This is a genomic window from Pseudomonas sp. ABa2, assembly GCF_056676075.1.
Map to the genome: position 1 here is coordinate 246,708 of NZ_CM155239.1, position 13,955 is coordinate 260,662.

The window sequence follows — 13,955 nt, forward strand, 5'->3', positions numbered from 1 at the left end:
ACGTGAGCGAAGCAGCCACCCCGCAAGACCAGACGCCGGCCAGCGAGGCCACCGCCACTCCCCCCGCAGCTCCCGCCAAGGCCCCGCGCAACGCCGGCCGCGGCCTCGCCGCGTTCGCCCTGCTGGTCGGCCTGGGCGGCGCCGGTGCCGGTGGCTGGAGCCTGTGGCAGCTGCAGCAGTTGCAGCAGCAGGATCAGCAGCAGCGCGATCAGCTGCAGAGCGCGCGCGCCGAGAGCGGCAAGGTCGGCGAGCTGATCGGGCAACTCGAACGCCGTCTGAACCAGCTGCCCAGCGCCGATGAGCTGGACGAGCGCCGGCGTCTGCTGGCCAATCTGCAGGGCGATCAGCAGCGCCTCAGCCAGCGCCTGGAAAGCGTGCTCGACGGCAGCCGCCAGGACTGGCGCCTGGACGAGGCCGAGCACCTGCTGCGCCTGGCCACCCTGCGCCTGTCCGCGCTGCAGGACGTGGCCAGCGCCGAGGCCCTGGTGCTGGCCGCCGACGAGATCCTCCGCGAGCAGGACGACCCCGCCGCCTTCGCCGCCCGCGAGCAGCTCAGCCGTAGCCTGGAAGCGCTGCGCACCACCCAGCGGCCGGATCGCGTCGGCCTGTTCCTGCAACTGGGCGCGCTGCGCGAGCAGGCCGCCAGCCTCAACCCGCTGGCGCCGAGTTTCGCGGGGCAGGGCGACGTGCTCGCCGACCTGGCCGCCGAGGGCGATGGCCGCGCCTGGTGGAGCGAATGGCTGGCGACCCTGGCGCAGTACTTCCGCATCGAGTTCGACGCCGACCGCAACATCCGTCCGCTGCTCTCCGGGCAGAGCCTGAGCCAGGTGCGCCTGAGCCTGTCGCTGGCCCTGGAGCAGGCGCAGTGGGCCGCGCTGCATGGCCAGAGCGGGGTCTATCGGCAGGCGCTGAAGCAGGCCGGGGAGATCCTCGACGCCCATTTCAATCTGGACAACCCCGATAGTCGCGCCCTGCGTCAGCGCTTCGCCGAGCTGGCCGACGAGCGGGTCGAGGTGCAGGTGCCGGATCTGAGCGAGTCGCTCGAGGCGCTGCAGGCCTACCTGCAGCGCAAGCAGGCGCAGCGCCGGCAGGGGGCCGCCGCGGCCGGGGAGGCGCCATGAAGCGCCTGCTCTGGTTGCTGCTCCTGCTCGCCGTCGGCGGCCTGCTGTATCTGCTCGGCCTGGCGATCCAGGCCGACCGCGGCTACGTGCTGTTCGCCTACCAGGGCTTCCGCTACCAGTCCGGGCTGTGGGCCTTCCTCGCCCTGGTGCTGGTGGTGGTGCTGCTGCTCTACCTGCTGCGCGCCAGCCTGCGCCTGTTGCTCGCCTCGACGCGCCTGGCCAATCCCTGGTCGCGCCTGCATCGCCACCGTCGGGCGCGGCTGGCCTCGCAGCAGGGCCTGCTCGACCTGGCCGAGGGCCGTTGGGCGCGCGCGCTGCGCCAGCTGAGTCGGGCCGCCGAAGACGAACCCCAGCCGCTGATGTACTACCTCGGCGCCGCCCGCGCGGCGCACAAGCTGGGCCAGCACGAGCAGAGCGACGCCATGCTCGAGCGCGCCCTGGCGCGCCAGCCGCAGGCCGAACTGGCCATCGCCCTGGCCCATGCCGAACTGCAGCAGAGCCGCGGCGAGAGCGACGCGGCGCTGGAGACCCTGCAGGCGATGCGCGAGCGCCATCCCGGCCATCACCTGGTGTTGCGCCAGCTGCAGCGCCTGTACCTGCAGCGCCAGGACTGGTCGGCGCTGCTCGGCCTGCTGCCGGAGCTGCGCAAGGAGAAGGCCCTGCCGGCCGCCGAGCTGGACGAGCTGGAGCGCGCGACCTGGCGCGGTCGCCTGGGTGATGCCGGGCAGGCCGGTCTGGGCCATGGCGAAACCGCCCTGCAGCCGCTGACCCAGGCCTGGCAGCAGCTCTCCGCGCCGCTGCGCCAGGAGCCCGAGCTGATCGCCGCCTACGTCGAGCAGCTGCGTCGCCTGGGCGCCCAGGAAGAGGCCGAACAGGTGCTGCGCAGCGCCCTCAAGCGCGCCTACGACAGCCGCCTGGCGCGCTTCTACGGCGTGCTGCGCGGCGCCGATCCGGCGCAGCAGCTGCACACCGCCGAGCTCTGGCTCAAGCAGCACCCGCAGGACCCGGCGCTGCTGCTGACCCTCGGTCGGCTGTGCCTGCAGAACCAGCTGTGGGGCAAGGCGCGCGACTACTTCGAGACCAGCCTGAAGCTGGAGCGCCACCCGGAAACCTGCGCCGAGCTGGCGCGCCTGCTGGCCCAGTTGGGCGAGCTGGAGCGCAGCAACCAGCTGCTGCAGGAGAGCCTCGGCCTGCTCCATCAGGGCCTGCCGGCGCTGCCGCAGCCGCAGGGCGTGCGCGGCTGAGCCGCTGCGGCCGATCGTCGCGCAGCGGACGAAGGGGCGCGCTGGGTGGACGAACAGCGCGCGGCAGCACGTGAGGCGCCTTGAAAGGCGCCCGCGCTTTCCTCTACCGTAACTGCCCTCGATTTCTCTCCCCCGGAGCCTCCATGTACCTGGCCAGTCCGCGTCCCCTGTTCTTCCTGGCATTCGTCGGCAGTCTGCTGCTGATGGCGGCGGCCCTGTACCTGGAACACGTGGTCGGCCTGGAGCCCTGCCCGATGTGCGTGCTGCAGCGCATCTGCGTGATCGCCTTCGGCCTGGTCTGCCTGGTGGCCGCCGTGCACGGTCCGGCGCGTTTCGGCCGGCGGGTCTATGCGTTGCTGGCGCTGCTGTTCGCCGGCGCCGGCGCCGCCACGGCCGGTCGGCAGATCTGGCTGCAGAGCGTGCCGGCCGACCAGTTGGAGGCCTGCCTGCCGAGCCTGGAATTCATGATGCAGGCCCTGCCGATGCAGGACATCGTGCGCCTGGTGTTCCAGGGCAGCGCCGACTGCGCTGAGGTCAAGTGGAGCCTGTTCGGCATGAGCATTCCCGAGTGGAGCCTGCTCGGTTTCGTCGCCATGCTCGGTTTCTGCCTGTTCCAGTTGCTGCGCCGCAGCTGATCGCGGTCCATCGCCCAGGCCACGGCTGTCGCGGGTCGTCGATTAAACGCTCGTATGAAATTATCTCCCGGCGGTGCCTTGATGGCGCCTGCCCACGGGCATAATCTGGCTCGCACGCACCGCCGGAAAAACGCCGTTTCGCGGTTGCCTTCCCAAAGCCAAGCACCGATTGACAAAAAAGCGTCGGGAGCGATTTGTGGCGTCGAGTGCGACGCCCCGCGCAGGCTGGCCGCCGGTAGGCCACAGAAAAATCGTCTCGGGAGCGGACGCATAACAGGCATTAGCGATAAGGGAAGCGAGGTCCATCATGCTCGAAAGTTGCCAGAACGCACAGGAACGCTGGGGTGGGGTCCACCAACTGATCGATCGCTGGCTGGGCGAGCGCCATGAACTGGTGCAGGCCTACAGTGCCCTGGTCGAGTCGCCACAGGCGCCGGCGGCCAACGGCGAGGCCCTGCAGGGCTTCTGCGAAATCCTGGTGGATTACGTCTCGGCCGGTCACTTCGAGGTCTACGAGCAGCTCACCAGCGAGGCCAAGGCGTTCAACGACCAGCGCGGCCTGGAACTGGCCAAGCAGATCTACCCGCGCATCGAAGCCATCACCGAGGTGGCGCTGGCCTTCAACGATCACTGCGACAACGGCGACTGCCGCGACAGCGTGTCGCTGGTGGCCGAGCTGGGTCGCCTGGGACAGTTGCTGCACGAACGTTTCGAGCTGGAAGACTGCCTGATCGAGGTGCTGCACAACGCCCACCAGGAGCAGGCCGCGCCGGCGCTCTGAGCCTGCGACGGCCGCTTAGCTGCATCCGGGCAACAGGTCGGCGGCCCTGGCTTGCATCCGGGCCAGAAGCTGTCAGCCGGGCCGACGTTTAGTCGGCCACGTCGAGCAGTTCCAGATCGAATACCAGCGGCGCATGGGGCGGAATCAGATCGCCCGCGCCCTCTTCCCCGTAAGCCTGATCCGACGGTACCACCAGGCGCCAGCGTGCCCCGCTGGGCATCTGCAGCAGCGCGCTGCGCCAGCCGGCGATCAGGCTGTCCAGGCGAAACCACTGCGGTTCGCTGCTCTCGTCGAACGAGCTGCCGTCGGCCAGGGTGCCGCGGTAACGCACCTGCACCCGGCTGCCGGGGCCAGGCTTGGCGCCGCTGCCGGCGCGCAGCTCGCTGACCAGCACGCCGCCCTCGATCACCCGCACATTGGGGCGGATTCGCTGCTCGGCGAGAAAGCGCCGCTGCGCGGCGATGGCCTGGGCATGGCGCTGCGGGTCGGCGGCGATGCGCGCCTCGTGCTGGTCGAGCAACTCTTCGATGCGCGCCTCTTCCAGGCGCAGCGGCTGGCCGGCGTAGGCCTGGCGCAGACCTTCCAGCAGGTCGTTCAGCGGCAGTTGCGGCACCTCCTCGCGCAGGCGTTCGCCCAGGCGTGCGCCGAGGCTGTAGGCCAGATCCCGCTGGTGACTGTCGGCCTGTGCCGCGAGGCTCGAGCAGAGAACGAAGAGGGCGAAGGCGGCGCGGCTCATGGCGATGTCTCCCGATCAAGATGGCGGCGATTATGCCAGCCCGCGCGGCTGCCTGCCCGGGTCGCCAAAAGGCCTATGGCAGGGTCGGGCGCGGGCGTCTAGTATGGGCGCATCCACATCCGCCAGGAGGCGCGCCATGTCGGCCAAGAAGAAGACCATCAGTACCCCTTTGCACCTGCTGCACCAACTCTCCACCAGCCTGCTCGAGCACCTGGAAAACGCCTGCTCGCAAGCGCTGGTCGATGCCGAGAAACTGCTCGCCAAGCTGGAGAAGCAGCGCGGCAAGGCCCAGGAAAAACTGCACAAGGCACGCAGCAAGCTGCAGGACGCCGCCGTCGCCGGCAAGGCCAAGGCGCAGGCCAAGGCCAAGGACGCGGTGGCCGAGCTGGAAGAGCTGCTCGACGCTCTCAAGGCCCGTCAGAGCGAGACCCGCGCCTATATCCTGCAGCTCAAGCGCGACGCCCAGGAGAGCCTGAAGCTGGCCCAGGGCGTGGGCAAGGTCAAGGAGGCCGCCGGCAAGGCGCTCGATGGTCGCGAGGCCAAGGCGGCCGCCCCGGCCGCGAAACCGGCCGGCAAAGCCGTGGCGGCGAAGAAACCCGCTGCCGCGAAGGCGCCGGCGAAGAAGGCCACCGCCAAACCTGCCGCGGCCAAGCTCGCCGCAGCAAGCAAGCCCGCCGCCAAGCCGGTGGCCAGCAAGGCGGCCGCCAGCAAAGCGGTTGCGAGCAAAACCGTGGCAACTAAGGCCGCGGCGAAACCCGTGGCCGCCAAAGCCGCTGCCAAGCCTACCGCCGGTAAACTCGCCGCCAAAGCACCGGCCAAGCCAGCGGCGGCCAAGCCTGTCGCTAAACCTGCTGCCGCCAAGCCGGCTGCCGCCAAGCCGGCGACCAAGGCCGCACCTGCCAAACCGGCAGCCAAGTCCGCCAGCAAGCCGGTCGCGGTGAAGAAGCCGGCGGCGCCCAAGGCCGCTGTGAAGAAGGCCCCGGCCAAGCCCGCGGCGAAACCGGCCGCCGCCGCCCCCGCTGCTGCGCCGGCCAAGCCGGAGGTCCCGGCAGCCGCCGTGGCACCCGTCGCCAGCAATGGTGCGACGGCGCCGAGCGCCTCTTAAGAATCGGCGGCGCCGCGCAGCACCTGCAGCGCGGCGCTGTCGTCTCCCGCCAGGCGACTCAGCCAGTCGTTTTCGCCGTCCTCGCGCGGCCAGTTCTCCACCAGCGTCTCGATCCGCTGCAACAGCAGCCGTTCGGCTTCCAGTTCCAGTTGCTTGATCCGTTCACGCAGCGTCGCCAGCTCGGCGTCCGCGGCGGCGGCCGTGCGCCAGTCGCACCGCAACTGGCGCAGCGGCGCGACCACCTCGCGCTGCCAGGGTTCGGCCAGCGCCTGCAGCGCCTCGAGGTAGGGCGCGCGACAGGGCACGCCGCGGCGTTGCAGCCAGGCGCCGGCGAGCAACAGGCAGACGTCGCCGCCGGCCTCCTGCAGCTGCAGGCAGGCGTCTTCCACGCCCGGTCGGGCATAGAGCCGTACGGCGAAATTCCACAGATCCTGCACGCGGCCTCCAGGGCGATTTGATAGACTCCGCCGCCATTATGATCCGACTCCAGAACCTCACTCTACAGCGTGGTCCGCAGCGCCTGCTCGAAGGCGCCGAGCTGACCCTGCACGCCGGCCAGAAGGTCGGCCTGATCGGTGCCAACGGCGCCGGCAAGTCCAGCCTGTTCGCCCTGCTGCGCGGCGAACTCGGCCCCGACGCCGGCGACTGCCGGCTGCCTCCGGACTGGCGCATCGCCCATATGCGCCAGGAGGTGGACAACCTCGAGCGCCTGGCGGTGGACTACGTGCTCGACGGCGACCTGCACCTGCGCGCGATCCAGGCCGAGCTGGCCCGGGCCGAGGCGGTCCACGACGGCGCCGCCATCGCCCGCCTGCACAGCGAACTGGACAATGCCCAGGGCTACACGGCCGACGCCCGCGCGCGCAAGCTGCTGGCCGGCCTCGGTTTCACCAGCGAGCAGATGGACAGGCGCGTCGGCGACTTCTCCGGCGGCTGGCGCATGCGCCTGAACCTGGCCCAGGCGCTGATGTGCCCGTCCGAGCTGCTGCTGCTCGACGAGCCGACCAACCACCTGGATCTCGATGCCATCCTCTGGCTGGAAGAGTGGCTCAAGGGCTATCCCGGCACCCTGCTGCTGATCTCCCACGACCGCGACTTCCTCGATGCCGTGGTCGACCATGTGGCGCACCTGGAGCAGCAGAAGCTGACCCTCTACCGCGGCGGCTACTCGGCCTTCGAGCGCACCCGCGCCGAGCGCCTGGCGCAGCAGCAGCAGGCCTACGAGAAGCAGCAGGCGCAGCGCGCGCACATGGAAAAGTACATCGCCCGCTTCAAGGCCCAGGCGACCAAGGCGCGCCAGGCGCAGAGCCGGATCAAGGCCCTGGAACGCCTGGAGGAGCTGGCCCCGGCGCATGTCGACTCGCCCTTCGACTTCGTCTTCCGTGAAGCGGACAAGGTCTCCAGTCCGCTGCTCAACCTGTCCGAGGCGCGCCTCGGCTACGGCGACAAGGTGGTGCTGGACAAGGTCAAGCTGAGCCTGGCGCCCGGCGCGCGCATCGGCCTGCTGGGGCCCAACGGCGCCGGCAAGTCGACCCTGATCAAGACCCTGGCCGGCGACCTCGCCGCGCTCGGCGGAGAGCTGGCCCGCGGCGAGAACCTGGCCATCGGCTACTTCGCCCAGCACCAGCTCGATGCGCTGGACCCCAAGGCCAGCCCGCTGCTGCACGTGCAGCGCCTGGCGCCGAGCGAGCGCGAGCAGACCCTGCGCGACTTCCTCGGCGGCTTCGATTTCCGCGGCGAGCGCTGCGACGAGCCGGTGCTGAATTTCTCCGGTGGCGAGAAGGCGCGCCTGGCCCTGGCCCTGATCGCCTGGCAGAAGCCCAACCTGCTGCTGCTCGACGAACCGACCAACCACCTCGACCTGGAAATGCGCCTGGCCCTGACCATGGCGTTGCAGGAGTTCTCCGGCGCCGTGCTGGTGGTGTCGCACGACCGCCACCTGCTGAAAAGCACCACCGACGAATTCCTCCTGGTGGCCGACGGCCGCATCCAGCCGTTCGAGGGCGATCTCGACGACTACGCGCGCTGGCTGATCGACTTCCGCGCCCGCCAGCAGCCGCCGAGCGCGGCGACCCCGGCGGCGGACAAGACCGACAAGCGCGCCCAGCGCCAGGCCGCCGCCGCCCTGCGCCAGCAGCTGGCGCCGCACAAGAAGCAGGCCGACAAGCTCGAGCAGGAGCTGAACAAGCTGCACCAGGCCCTGGCCAAGGTGGAAGCGCAGCTGGCCGATAGCGGCCTGTACGAGGCGGCGCGCAAGGACGAGCTGCGCGAACGCCTGGCCGAGCAGGCGACGCTCAAGGCGCGCGAGGCCGAGCTGGAGGAAAGCTGGCTGCTGGCCCTGGAGACGCTCGAAGCGCTGCAGCAGCAACTGGAGGAGACCGAGTGATGGAATCGCTGGAACTGCTCACGGCCTGGCGCGAACCGCTGATCCGCGCCGGCCAGGTGCTGCTGATCCTGCTGCTGGCGTGGCTCGCCCAGCGCATCCTGACCCGCGCCATCAGCCGCCTCGGCGCGCGCTACAGCCTGCTGCCGCAGGAGGTGCTGCTGCCGCTGCGCGGCCTGCTGCGCTGGTTGATCCTGGGCAGCGCCTTCATGCTGGTGCTCGAGCGCCTGGGCGTGTCGGCCACGGTGCTGTGGACCGCCATCACCGGCTTCACCGCCGTGGCGGCGGTGGCCTTCTTCGCCATCTGGAGCGTGCTGTCGAACATGTTCTGCGCGCTACTGATCTTCGCCATGGGGCCGTTCCGCCTGGGCGATACCGTGGAGGTGATCGAGAGCGCCGACAAGCCGGGCGTGAAGGGGCGGGTGCTGGCCATCAACCTGTTCTACACCACGCTGCAGGATGTCAGCGAAGAGGCCGCCGGCGCGCTGCTGCAGGTGCCCAACAGCCTGTTCTTCCAGAAATCCGTGCGCCGTTGGCGCTAGGTTTTGCACGAAAGCTGCCCCATATGCGGCACCTTTCCTACACAACCTGAACTCATTGGAGCATCCCTGAATGGAATGGCTGAGCAACCCGGAAATCTGGGTCGCGTTTCTGACCCTGACCGCCCTGGAGATCGTCCTCGGCATCGACAACATCATCTTCATCTCGATCCTGGTCAGCCGCCTGCCGGTCGAGCAGCAGCCGAAGGCGCGCTTCTTCGGCCTGGCCCTGGCCATGGGCACGCGCATCCTGCTGCTGCTGTCGATCACCTGGGTGATGCGCCTGACCGACGACCTGTTCCACGTCTTCGAGCAGGGGATTTCCGGGCGCGACCTGATCCTGTTCTTCGGCGGCCTGTTCCTGCTGTTCAAGAGCACCGCGGAGATCTACCACAGCCTGGAAGGCGCCGAGGAGGCCGCGCAGGGCGGGCCGAAGAAGAGCTACGGCTTCATGGGCATCATCATCCAGATCGCCATCATCGACATCGTCTTCAGCCTCGACTCGGTGATCACCGCCGTCGGCCTGGTGCAGCACGTGCCGGTGATGGTGGCGGCCATCGTCATCTCGGTGATCGTCATGATGTTGTCGGCCGGCACCATCAGCGCCTTCATCGACAAGCACCCGAGCCTGAAGATGCTGGCGCTGTCGTTCCTCATCGTGGTCGGCACCGTGCTGATTGCCGAGAGCTTCGGCGTGCACGTGCCCAAGGGCTACGTCTACTTCGCCATGGCCTTCTCGCTGGCCGTGGAGGCGATCAATATCCGCCTGCGCAGCGCCCAGGCGCGGGCGCGCAAGGAGGAGCTGGAGCCGGTGCAGCTGCGCAAGGGCTCGCCGGATTGAGCGGCCGGGAGTAGGCTGTAGGGCCTGCTCCCGTTCTTCCCTCCCGAGGTAATCCGCCATGGCCCTGGAAACCTGGCTCGCTTTCTTCGTCGCCTGCTGGGTGATCAGCCTGTCGCCCGGCGCCGGTGCCGTGGCCTCCATGTCCGCCGGCCTGCAATACGGTTTCTGGCGCGGCTACTGGAACGCCCTCGGCCTGCAACTGGGCCTGGCCCTGCAGATCGCCATAGTCGCCGCCGGTGTCGGCGCCATCCTCGCCGCCTCGGCGCTGGCCTTCAGCCTGATCAAGTGGTTCGGCGTCGCCTACCTGGTGTACCTGGCCTACCGGCAGTGGGTCGCGCTGCCCAGCGACCTCGCCACCGGCGCCGCCGAGCGTCCCAGCGGCCGGCCGCTGACCCTGGTGCTGCGTGGCTTTTTGGTCAACGCCAGCAACCCCAAGGCGATCGTCTTCATGCTCGCCGTGCTGCCGCAGTTCATCGCCCCGCAGCAGCCGCTGCTGCCGCAGTACCTGCTGATGGGCGCGACCATGATAGTGGTCGACCTGATCGTCATGGCCGGCTACACCGGCCTCGCCTCGCGGGTGCTGCGGGTGCTGCGCACGCCGCGTCAGCAGCGCCTGATGAACCGCAGCTTCGCCGCGCTGTTCGTCGCCGCCGCCGGGCTGCTGGCCACGGTCAAGCGCGCCGCGGTGTGACGCCTGCCCCCCTTCGGCCGCCGCAATGGCGGCCGAGGTGCGGGGTGCCGGCGCTTCTTCGAACAGTCCGTTCGCCTGATTGTTACCAGATGTGTCAGATTGTCCTTGTGTGCGATCCTTAGGACGGCAACAATTTAATGCCACCCATTCTCGTTTGGGATGCATTGATGAGTCGTTCTCGATCCCTGTTGGCCTGGCTGCTGCTGCCGCTGCTGGCCAGTCTCAGTTTTCTCGCCCTCGGCGAACCCCTCGACGGCGCCGCCCAGGCCCTGCACCTGCTCGGCTATATCGGCGCCGACTACCCTGCCAGCGTGGCCGCCGGCCAGGTGGTCGACGCCACGGAATACCAGGAACAGCTGGAGTTTCTCGATGTGCTGCAGGGGCTGATCCTCGCCCTGCCGGCCCAGGCCGAGCGCGCCGAGCTGGAGCAGGGGGCCGCCGCCCTGCGCCAGGCCGTCGCCCGGCGCCAACCCGGCGAGCAGGTGGCCGGCGCGGCGCGGCGGCTCGCCGCGCGTCTGGCCGAGCTGTACCGGGTCGCGCAGACGCCGGCGCTGACCCCCGACCCCGCGCGCGGCGCGCCGCTCTACGCCCAGCACTGCGCGGTCTGCCACGGCGACCACGGCGCCGGCGACGGCCCGGCCGGGCTCGGCCTCGAGCCGCCGCCGGCCAACCTGGGCGACGCCGCGCGGCTGGATCGACTGAGTCTGTACGACCTGTTCAACACCCTCGGCCTGGGCATCGACGGCACCGATATGCCGGCCTTCGCCGATCAGCTGGACGAACGCCAGCGCTGGGACCTGGCCAGCTATATCGCCGGCTTCAGCGCGCCGCCCCAGGCGGCCGGGCAGGCCGGCTTCAGCCTGGCGCAACTGGCCGCGCGCACGCCCGCCGAGGTGGCGGCCGACGGCGGTGATGCGGCCGCCTTCCGCGCCCAGCGCAGCCATCCGCCGCTGCAGCAGCGCGGCCCGCAGGCGCTGATCGACTACAGCCGCAGCACCCTGCAGAGCAGCCTGGCGGCCTATCGCGCGGGCGACCGGGAGCAGGCCTACGACCTCTCCGTCGGCGCCTATCTGGAGGGCTTCGAGCTGGTGGAAAGTGCCCTCGACAACCTCGATGCGGTCCAGCGCAAGACCACCGAGCGCGCCTTGATGGCCTACCGCCAGGTGCTGCAGGACGGCGCCAGCGTGGCGCAGGCGGCGCAGGCGCTGGAACAGGCGAGGGTGGAGCTGGACAAGTCCGCCGCGCTGCTGGCCGATGGCGCCATGGATGGCAGCCTGAGCTTCTTCGCCAGCCTGCTGATCCTGCTGCGCGAAGGCCTGGAGGCGATCCTGGTGCTGGCGGCGATCCTCGCCTTCCTGCGTAACACCGGCCAGCCGCAGGCGCTGCGCAGCGTGCATGTCGGCTGGGGCCTGGCACTGCTGGCCGGCCTCGCCACCTGGGCAGTGGCGGCCTATCTGATCGACATCAGCGGCGCCCAGCGCGAACTGCTGGAAGGCGCCACGGCGCTGTTCGCCAGTGCGGTGCTGCTGTGGGTCGGGGTGTGGATGCACGACCGTCGCCACGCCGCGGCCTGGCAGGATTACATCAACAGCAGCCTGGTCGGCGGCGGCGGCCGTTTCGGCTTCGCCGTGCTGGCGTTCTTCTCGGTCTATCGCGAGCTGTTCGAGGTCATCCTGTTCTACGAGACCCTCTGGCTGCAGGCCGGGCCGCAGGGCCACGGCGCGGTGCTGGCCGGTGCGGCGGCGGCGTTGGTGCTGCTGCTCGGCCTGGCCTGGGCGATCCTGCGCGGCTCGCGCAGGCTGCCGCTGGCGACCTTCTTCGGCGTCAACGCGGTGCTGCTGTGCCTGCTCTCGGTGGTGTTCGCCGGCCATGGCGTGGCGGCGCTGCAGGAGGCCGGGGTGCTCGGCACGCAGCCGGTGGCCTTCTTCGAGTTCGACTGGCTGGGCATCCACGCCGACGCCTGGAGCCTGTCGGCCCAGGGCCTGGCGCTGGCCGCCATCGCTCTGCTGTATGGGCGTAGCCGGCTGGCCGAGCGGCATCGGGTAGCGGCGCTGGATTGAGGCGAGGCGAGTGCAGGCGGCCGTGCGTCGCCTGCGCATGCCGAGAGCGTGAACCGCCGCCACGACAGCCGGTCTCAGTGCGCCTAGGCTGATCCGATTTCCCTCTGGCGAGTGCGCGCATGTCTTCCACCATTAACTCCACCCATTACGCCGACAGTCCCGACCTGGCCCTGGCGGCGTTGCGTCATCCGCCGCTGGAGCAGGCGCTGTCTGCCGCCTGTGCCGAGCTGGCGGTGCGGCAGGCTTATCTGGCGGCGCTGCGCGACCCGGCCATCGGTCCGCAGCCGCGCCTGCTGCTGGCGGTGGCCGGCGCCGACGTGCGGGTGCAGCGGCGCCTGGCGGCGCTGGTGGCCGAGCTGCTGCCGGACGAGGTCGAGCTGGACCTGATCGAGCTGGCCGACGACAACCTGTCGCGTGCGGTGCGCGAGCGTTGCCAGGCTTTCTACCCGGCCTGAGTCACCAGGGAATCGGCTGGCCGTCCCAGGCCCAGAAGCTGCCGCTCTGTTCCGGGCCTTGGCCTTCCAGCACGGCGAGCAGGCATTCGGCGGCGAAGGCCGGGGTGAACAGCTGATCCGCCGGTACGTTGGCCTGGAACGGCCGCGACAGCTCGGTGTCGGTGGTGCCCGGGTGCAGCGCCAGCACGCAGCTCTGCGGGTTGAGCCGGCGCAGTTCGATGCTGGCGCTGCGCAGCAGCTGGTTCAGCGCCGCCTTGCTGGCACGGTAGCTGTACCAGCCGCCGAGGCGGTTGTCGCCGATCGAGCCGACCCGCGCCGACAGCGCCGCCACGGTGCAGGGGTGCTGGCCGCGCAGCAGCGGCAGCAGGTGCTTGAGCAGCAGGATGGGGGCGAAGGTGTTGCGCTCGAAGGTCGCCTGCAGGCCGGCCAGGTCGAGTTGGGCGAGGGTCTTCTCGGCGCGGCTGGCGCCTTCCTGCAGGGTGCCGACGCTGCACAGCAGCAGGTTCAGGCGCACCTCGGCGTTCTGCAGGTGGCGGCTCAGGCTGTGCAGTTCGCGTTCGTCGCAGGCGTCCACGTCCAGGCATTGCAGGCGTTCGCCGTGGCGCCCGGCGAGGTCGTCGAGCGGCGCCGACTGGCTGGCATGGCGCGCCAGCGCCCACACCCGGGCGACGTCGTCGCGCGCCAGCAAGCGCTCGGTCAGGGCCAGGCCGATGCCGCGGCTGGCGCCGCAGATCAGCACTTCGGCGGGGGCGGACAGGCGCTGCCAGAACGTCATGGGGTGCTCCTGCTGGTGGGGGCGCAGCTGGCATACTGGCCGCTGGCTTGTTCAGGATAGTGCAGCATGCGCGTGTGGATCGATGCCGACGCCTGCCCTCGGGCGGCGCGGGACCAGGTGGTGAAGTTCGCCCTCAAGCGGGGGTTCGAGGTGGTGCTGGTGGCGGGCCAGGCGGTGGCGCGGCCGAATTTCGCCTGCGTCAAACTGGTCGTGGTGCCCAGCGGCCCCGACGCCGCCGACGATCATCTGGTCGAACACGCCCAGCCCGGCGAGCTGGTGATCTGCAGCGACGTGCCGCTGGCCGACCGCCTGGTGAAGAAGGGCGTGGCGGCGCTCGATCCGCGCGGCCGCGAGTTTGACGAGCGCAACATGGGCGAGCGCCTGGCAGTGCGCAACCTGTTCACCGACCTGCGCGAGCAGGGCCAGGTCGGCGGCGGCCAGGCGCCTTACGCGGAAAAGGATCGGCAGGCCTTCGCCAATGCGCTGGACCGGATCCTGACCCGCTTGAGCCGGTAACTCGTTCCGGATCGCATCCGGGCTACGGACAGCTTTGGCGGGAGGCGCTTTAGCGGCGATCGAGGTGGAGCCA

At 70.1% G+C, this 13,955-nt stretch carries 15 protein-coding genes; 12 read left to right on the forward strand and 3 right to left on the reverse strand.

All coding sequences use genetic code 11. The features are described from left to right. The first annotated feature begins 2 nt into the window (after positions 1–2). The 4 genes from AC1G9C_RS01195 (at position 3) to AC1G9C_RS01210 (ending at position 3,781) form a co-directional block, all read left to right on the forward strand. The gene (locus tag AC1G9C_RS01195) at positions 3–1,121 is read left to right on the forward strand and encodes a uroporphyrinogen-III C-methyltransferase (RefSeq protein ID WP_480409241.1); all 1,119 of its coding nucleotides are present in this window, start codon (positions 3–5) and stop codon (positions 1,119–1,121) included. Beyond that, on the forward strand, positions 1,118–2,365 hold the full coding sequence (locus AC1G9C_RS01200) for a heme biosynthesis HemY N-terminal domain-containing protein (RefSeq protein ID WP_480409242.1): 1,248 nt from the start codon (positions 1,118–1,120) through the stop codon (positions 2,363–2,365). The genes AC1G9C_RS01195 and AC1G9C_RS01200 overlap by 4 nt, the downstream gene beginning before the upstream one ends. 143 nt (positions 2,366–2,508) lie before the next feature. Continuing rightward, positions 2,509–3,000, forward strand: a complete 492-nt coding sequence (locus AC1G9C_RS01205; protein ID WP_021444667.1) for a disulfide bond formation protein B — start codon at positions 2,509–2,511, stop codon at positions 2,998–3,000. A gap of 307 nt (positions 3,001–3,307) precedes the next feature. After that, a complete protein-coding gene (locus tag AC1G9C_RS01210) occupies positions 3,308–3,781 on the forward strand; it encodes an Rsd/AlgQ family anti-sigma factor (protein WP_021444668.1) in 474 nt (157 codons plus the stop codon). Between the two features lie 88 nt (positions 3,782–3,869). Here the strand turns inward: AC1G9C_RS01210 and AC1G9C_RS01215 are convergent, their stop codons facing one another. Further along, the gene (locus AC1G9C_RS01215) at positions 3,870–4,517 is read right to left on the reverse strand and encodes an FKBP-type peptidyl-prolyl cis-trans isomerase (RefSeq protein WP_480409243.1); all 648 of its coding nucleotides are present in this window, start codon (positions 4,515–4,517) and stop codon (positions 3,870–3,872) included. Positions 4,518–4,653: 136 nt separating this feature from the next. On the opposite strand from AC1G9C_RS01215, the gene AC1G9C_RS01220 reads away from it, so the two are divergent. Continuing rightward, a complete protein-coding gene (locus AC1G9C_RS01220; RefSeq protein WP_480409244.1) occupies positions 4,654–5,622 on the forward strand; it encodes an AlgP family protein in 969 nt (322 codons plus the stop codon). Here the strand turns inward: AC1G9C_RS01220 and AC1G9C_RS01225 are convergent. Then, positions 5,619–6,059: a TIGR02444 family protein gene (locus AC1G9C_RS01225; RefSeq protein WP_397497552.1), complete on the reverse strand. Its 441-nt coding sequence runs from the start codon at positions 6,057–6,059 to the stop codon at positions 5,619–5,621. The genes AC1G9C_RS01220 and AC1G9C_RS01225 overlap by 4 nt on opposite strands. A gap of 38 nt (positions 6,060–6,097) precedes the next feature. Between AC1G9C_RS01225 and AC1G9C_RS01230 the strand changes: the two genes are divergently transcribed. The 6 genes from AC1G9C_RS01230 (at position 6,098) to AC1G9C_RS01255 (ending at position 12,591) form a co-directional block, all read left to right on the forward strand. Further along, positions 6,098–8,008: an ATP-binding cassette domain-containing protein gene (locus AC1G9C_RS01230; RefSeq protein ID WP_480409245.1), complete on the forward strand. Its 1,911-nt coding sequence runs from the start codon at positions 6,098–6,100 to the stop codon at positions 8,006–8,008. Further along, positions 8,008–8,547, forward strand: a complete 540-nt coding sequence (locus AC1G9C_RS01235; protein ID WP_021444987.1) for a mechanosensitive ion channel family protein — start codon at positions 8,008–8,010, stop codon at positions 8,545–8,547. The genes AC1G9C_RS01230 and AC1G9C_RS01235 overlap by 1 nt, the downstream gene beginning before the upstream one ends. Positions 8,548–8,617: 70 nt before the next feature. Then, positions 8,618–9,385 carry a TerC family protein gene (locus AC1G9C_RS01240; RefSeq protein WP_021444988.1) on the forward strand — a complete coding sequence of 256 codons (768 nt, stop codon included), beginning with the start codon at positions 8,618–8,620 and terminating at the stop codon, positions 9,383–9,385. Positions 9,386–9,443: 58 nt separating this feature from the next. Continuing rightward, positions 9,444–10,076, forward strand: coding sequence for a LysE family transporter (locus AC1G9C_RS01245; protein WP_480409246.1), 633 nt, complete (start codon positions 9,444–9,446; stop codon positions 10,074–10,076). A gap of 167 nt (positions 10,077–10,243) precedes the next feature. Further along, positions 10,244–12,136, forward strand: a complete 1,893-nt coding sequence (locus tag AC1G9C_RS01250; protein WP_480409247.1) for an FTR1 family protein — start codon at positions 10,244–10,246, stop codon at positions 12,134–12,136. Between the two features lie 119 nt (positions 12,137–12,255). Beyond that, a complete protein-coding gene (locus tag AC1G9C_RS01255) occupies positions 12,256–12,591 on the forward strand; it encodes an enhanced serine sensitivity protein SseB C-terminal domain-containing protein (RefSeq protein WP_122109427.1) in 336 nt (111 codons plus the stop codon). A 1-nt stretch (position 12,592) separates the two neighbouring features. Here AC1G9C_RS01255 and AC1G9C_RS01260 read toward each other — a convergent pair whose 3' ends face one another. Then, a complete protein-coding gene (locus tag AC1G9C_RS01260) occupies positions 12,593–13,366 on the reverse strand; it encodes an SDR family NAD(P)-dependent oxidoreductase (protein ID WP_457788286.1) in 774 nt (257 codons plus the stop codon). Positions 13,367–13,432: 66 nt separating this feature from the next. Between AC1G9C_RS01260 and AC1G9C_RS01265 the strand changes: the two genes are divergently transcribed. Continuing rightward, a complete protein-coding gene (locus AC1G9C_RS01265; RefSeq protein ID WP_021443376.1) occupies positions 13,433–13,882 on the forward strand; it encodes a YaiI/YqxD family protein in 450 nt (149 codons plus the stop codon). The last annotated feature ends 73 nt before the right edge of the window (positions 13,883–13,955 follow it).

Excerpts from the sequence above, each read along its gene's own strand:
- AC1G9C_RS01255 (WP_122109427.1), top strand. The coding sequence starts at position 12,256 with ATGTCTTCCACCATTAACTCCACCCATTACGCCGACAGTCCCGACCTG.
- AC1G9C_RS01235 (WP_021444987.1), top strand. The coding sequence starts at position 8,008 with ATGGAATCGCTGGAACTGCTCACGGCCTGGCGCGAACCGCTGATCCGC.
- AC1G9C_RS01240 (WP_021444988.1), top strand. The coding sequence starts at position 8,618 with ATGGAATGGCTGAGCAACCCGGAAATCTGGGTCGCGTTTCTGACCCTG.
- AC1G9C_RS01210 (WP_021444668.1), top strand. The coding sequence starts at position 3,308 with ATGCTCGAAAGTTGCCAGAACGCACAGGAACGCTGGGGTGGGGTCCAC.
- AC1G9C_RS01265 (WP_021443376.1), top strand. The coding sequence starts at position 13,433 with ATGCGCGTGTGGATCGATGCCGACGCCTGCCCTCGGGCGGCGCGGGAC.
- AC1G9C_RS01205 (WP_021444667.1), top strand. The coding sequence starts at position 2,509 with ATGTACCTGGCCAGTCCGCGTCCCCTGTTCTTCCTGGCATTCGTCGGC.
- AC1G9C_RS01220 (WP_480409244.1), top strand. The coding sequence starts at position 4,654 with ATGTCGGCCAAGAAGAAGACCATCAGTACCCCTTTGCACCTGCTGCAC.
- AC1G9C_RS01230 (WP_480409245.1), top strand. The coding sequence starts at position 6,098 with ATGATCCGACTCCAGAACCTCACTCTACAGCGTGGTCCGCAGCGCCTG.
- AC1G9C_RS01250 (WP_480409247.1), top strand. The coding sequence starts at position 10,244 with ATGAGTCGTTCTCGATCCCTGTTGGCCTGGCTGCTGCTGCCGCTGCTG.
- AC1G9C_RS01260 (WP_457788286.1), bottom strand. The coding sequence starts at position 13,366 with ATGACGTTCTGGCAGCGCCTGTCCGCCCCCGCCGAAGTGCTGATCTGC.
- AC1G9C_RS01200 (WP_480409242.1), top strand. The coding sequence starts at position 1,118 with ATGAAGCGCCTGCTCTGGTTGCTGCTCCTGCTCGCCGTCGGCGGCCTG.
- AC1G9C_RS01245 (WP_480409246.1), top strand. The coding sequence starts at position 9,444 with ATGGCCCTGGAAACCTGGCTCGCTTTCTTCGTCGCCTGCTGGGTGATC.
- AC1G9C_RS01215 (WP_480409243.1), bottom strand. The coding sequence starts at position 4,517 with ATGAGCCGCGCCGCCTTCGCCCTCTTCGTTCTCTGCTCGAGCCTCGCG.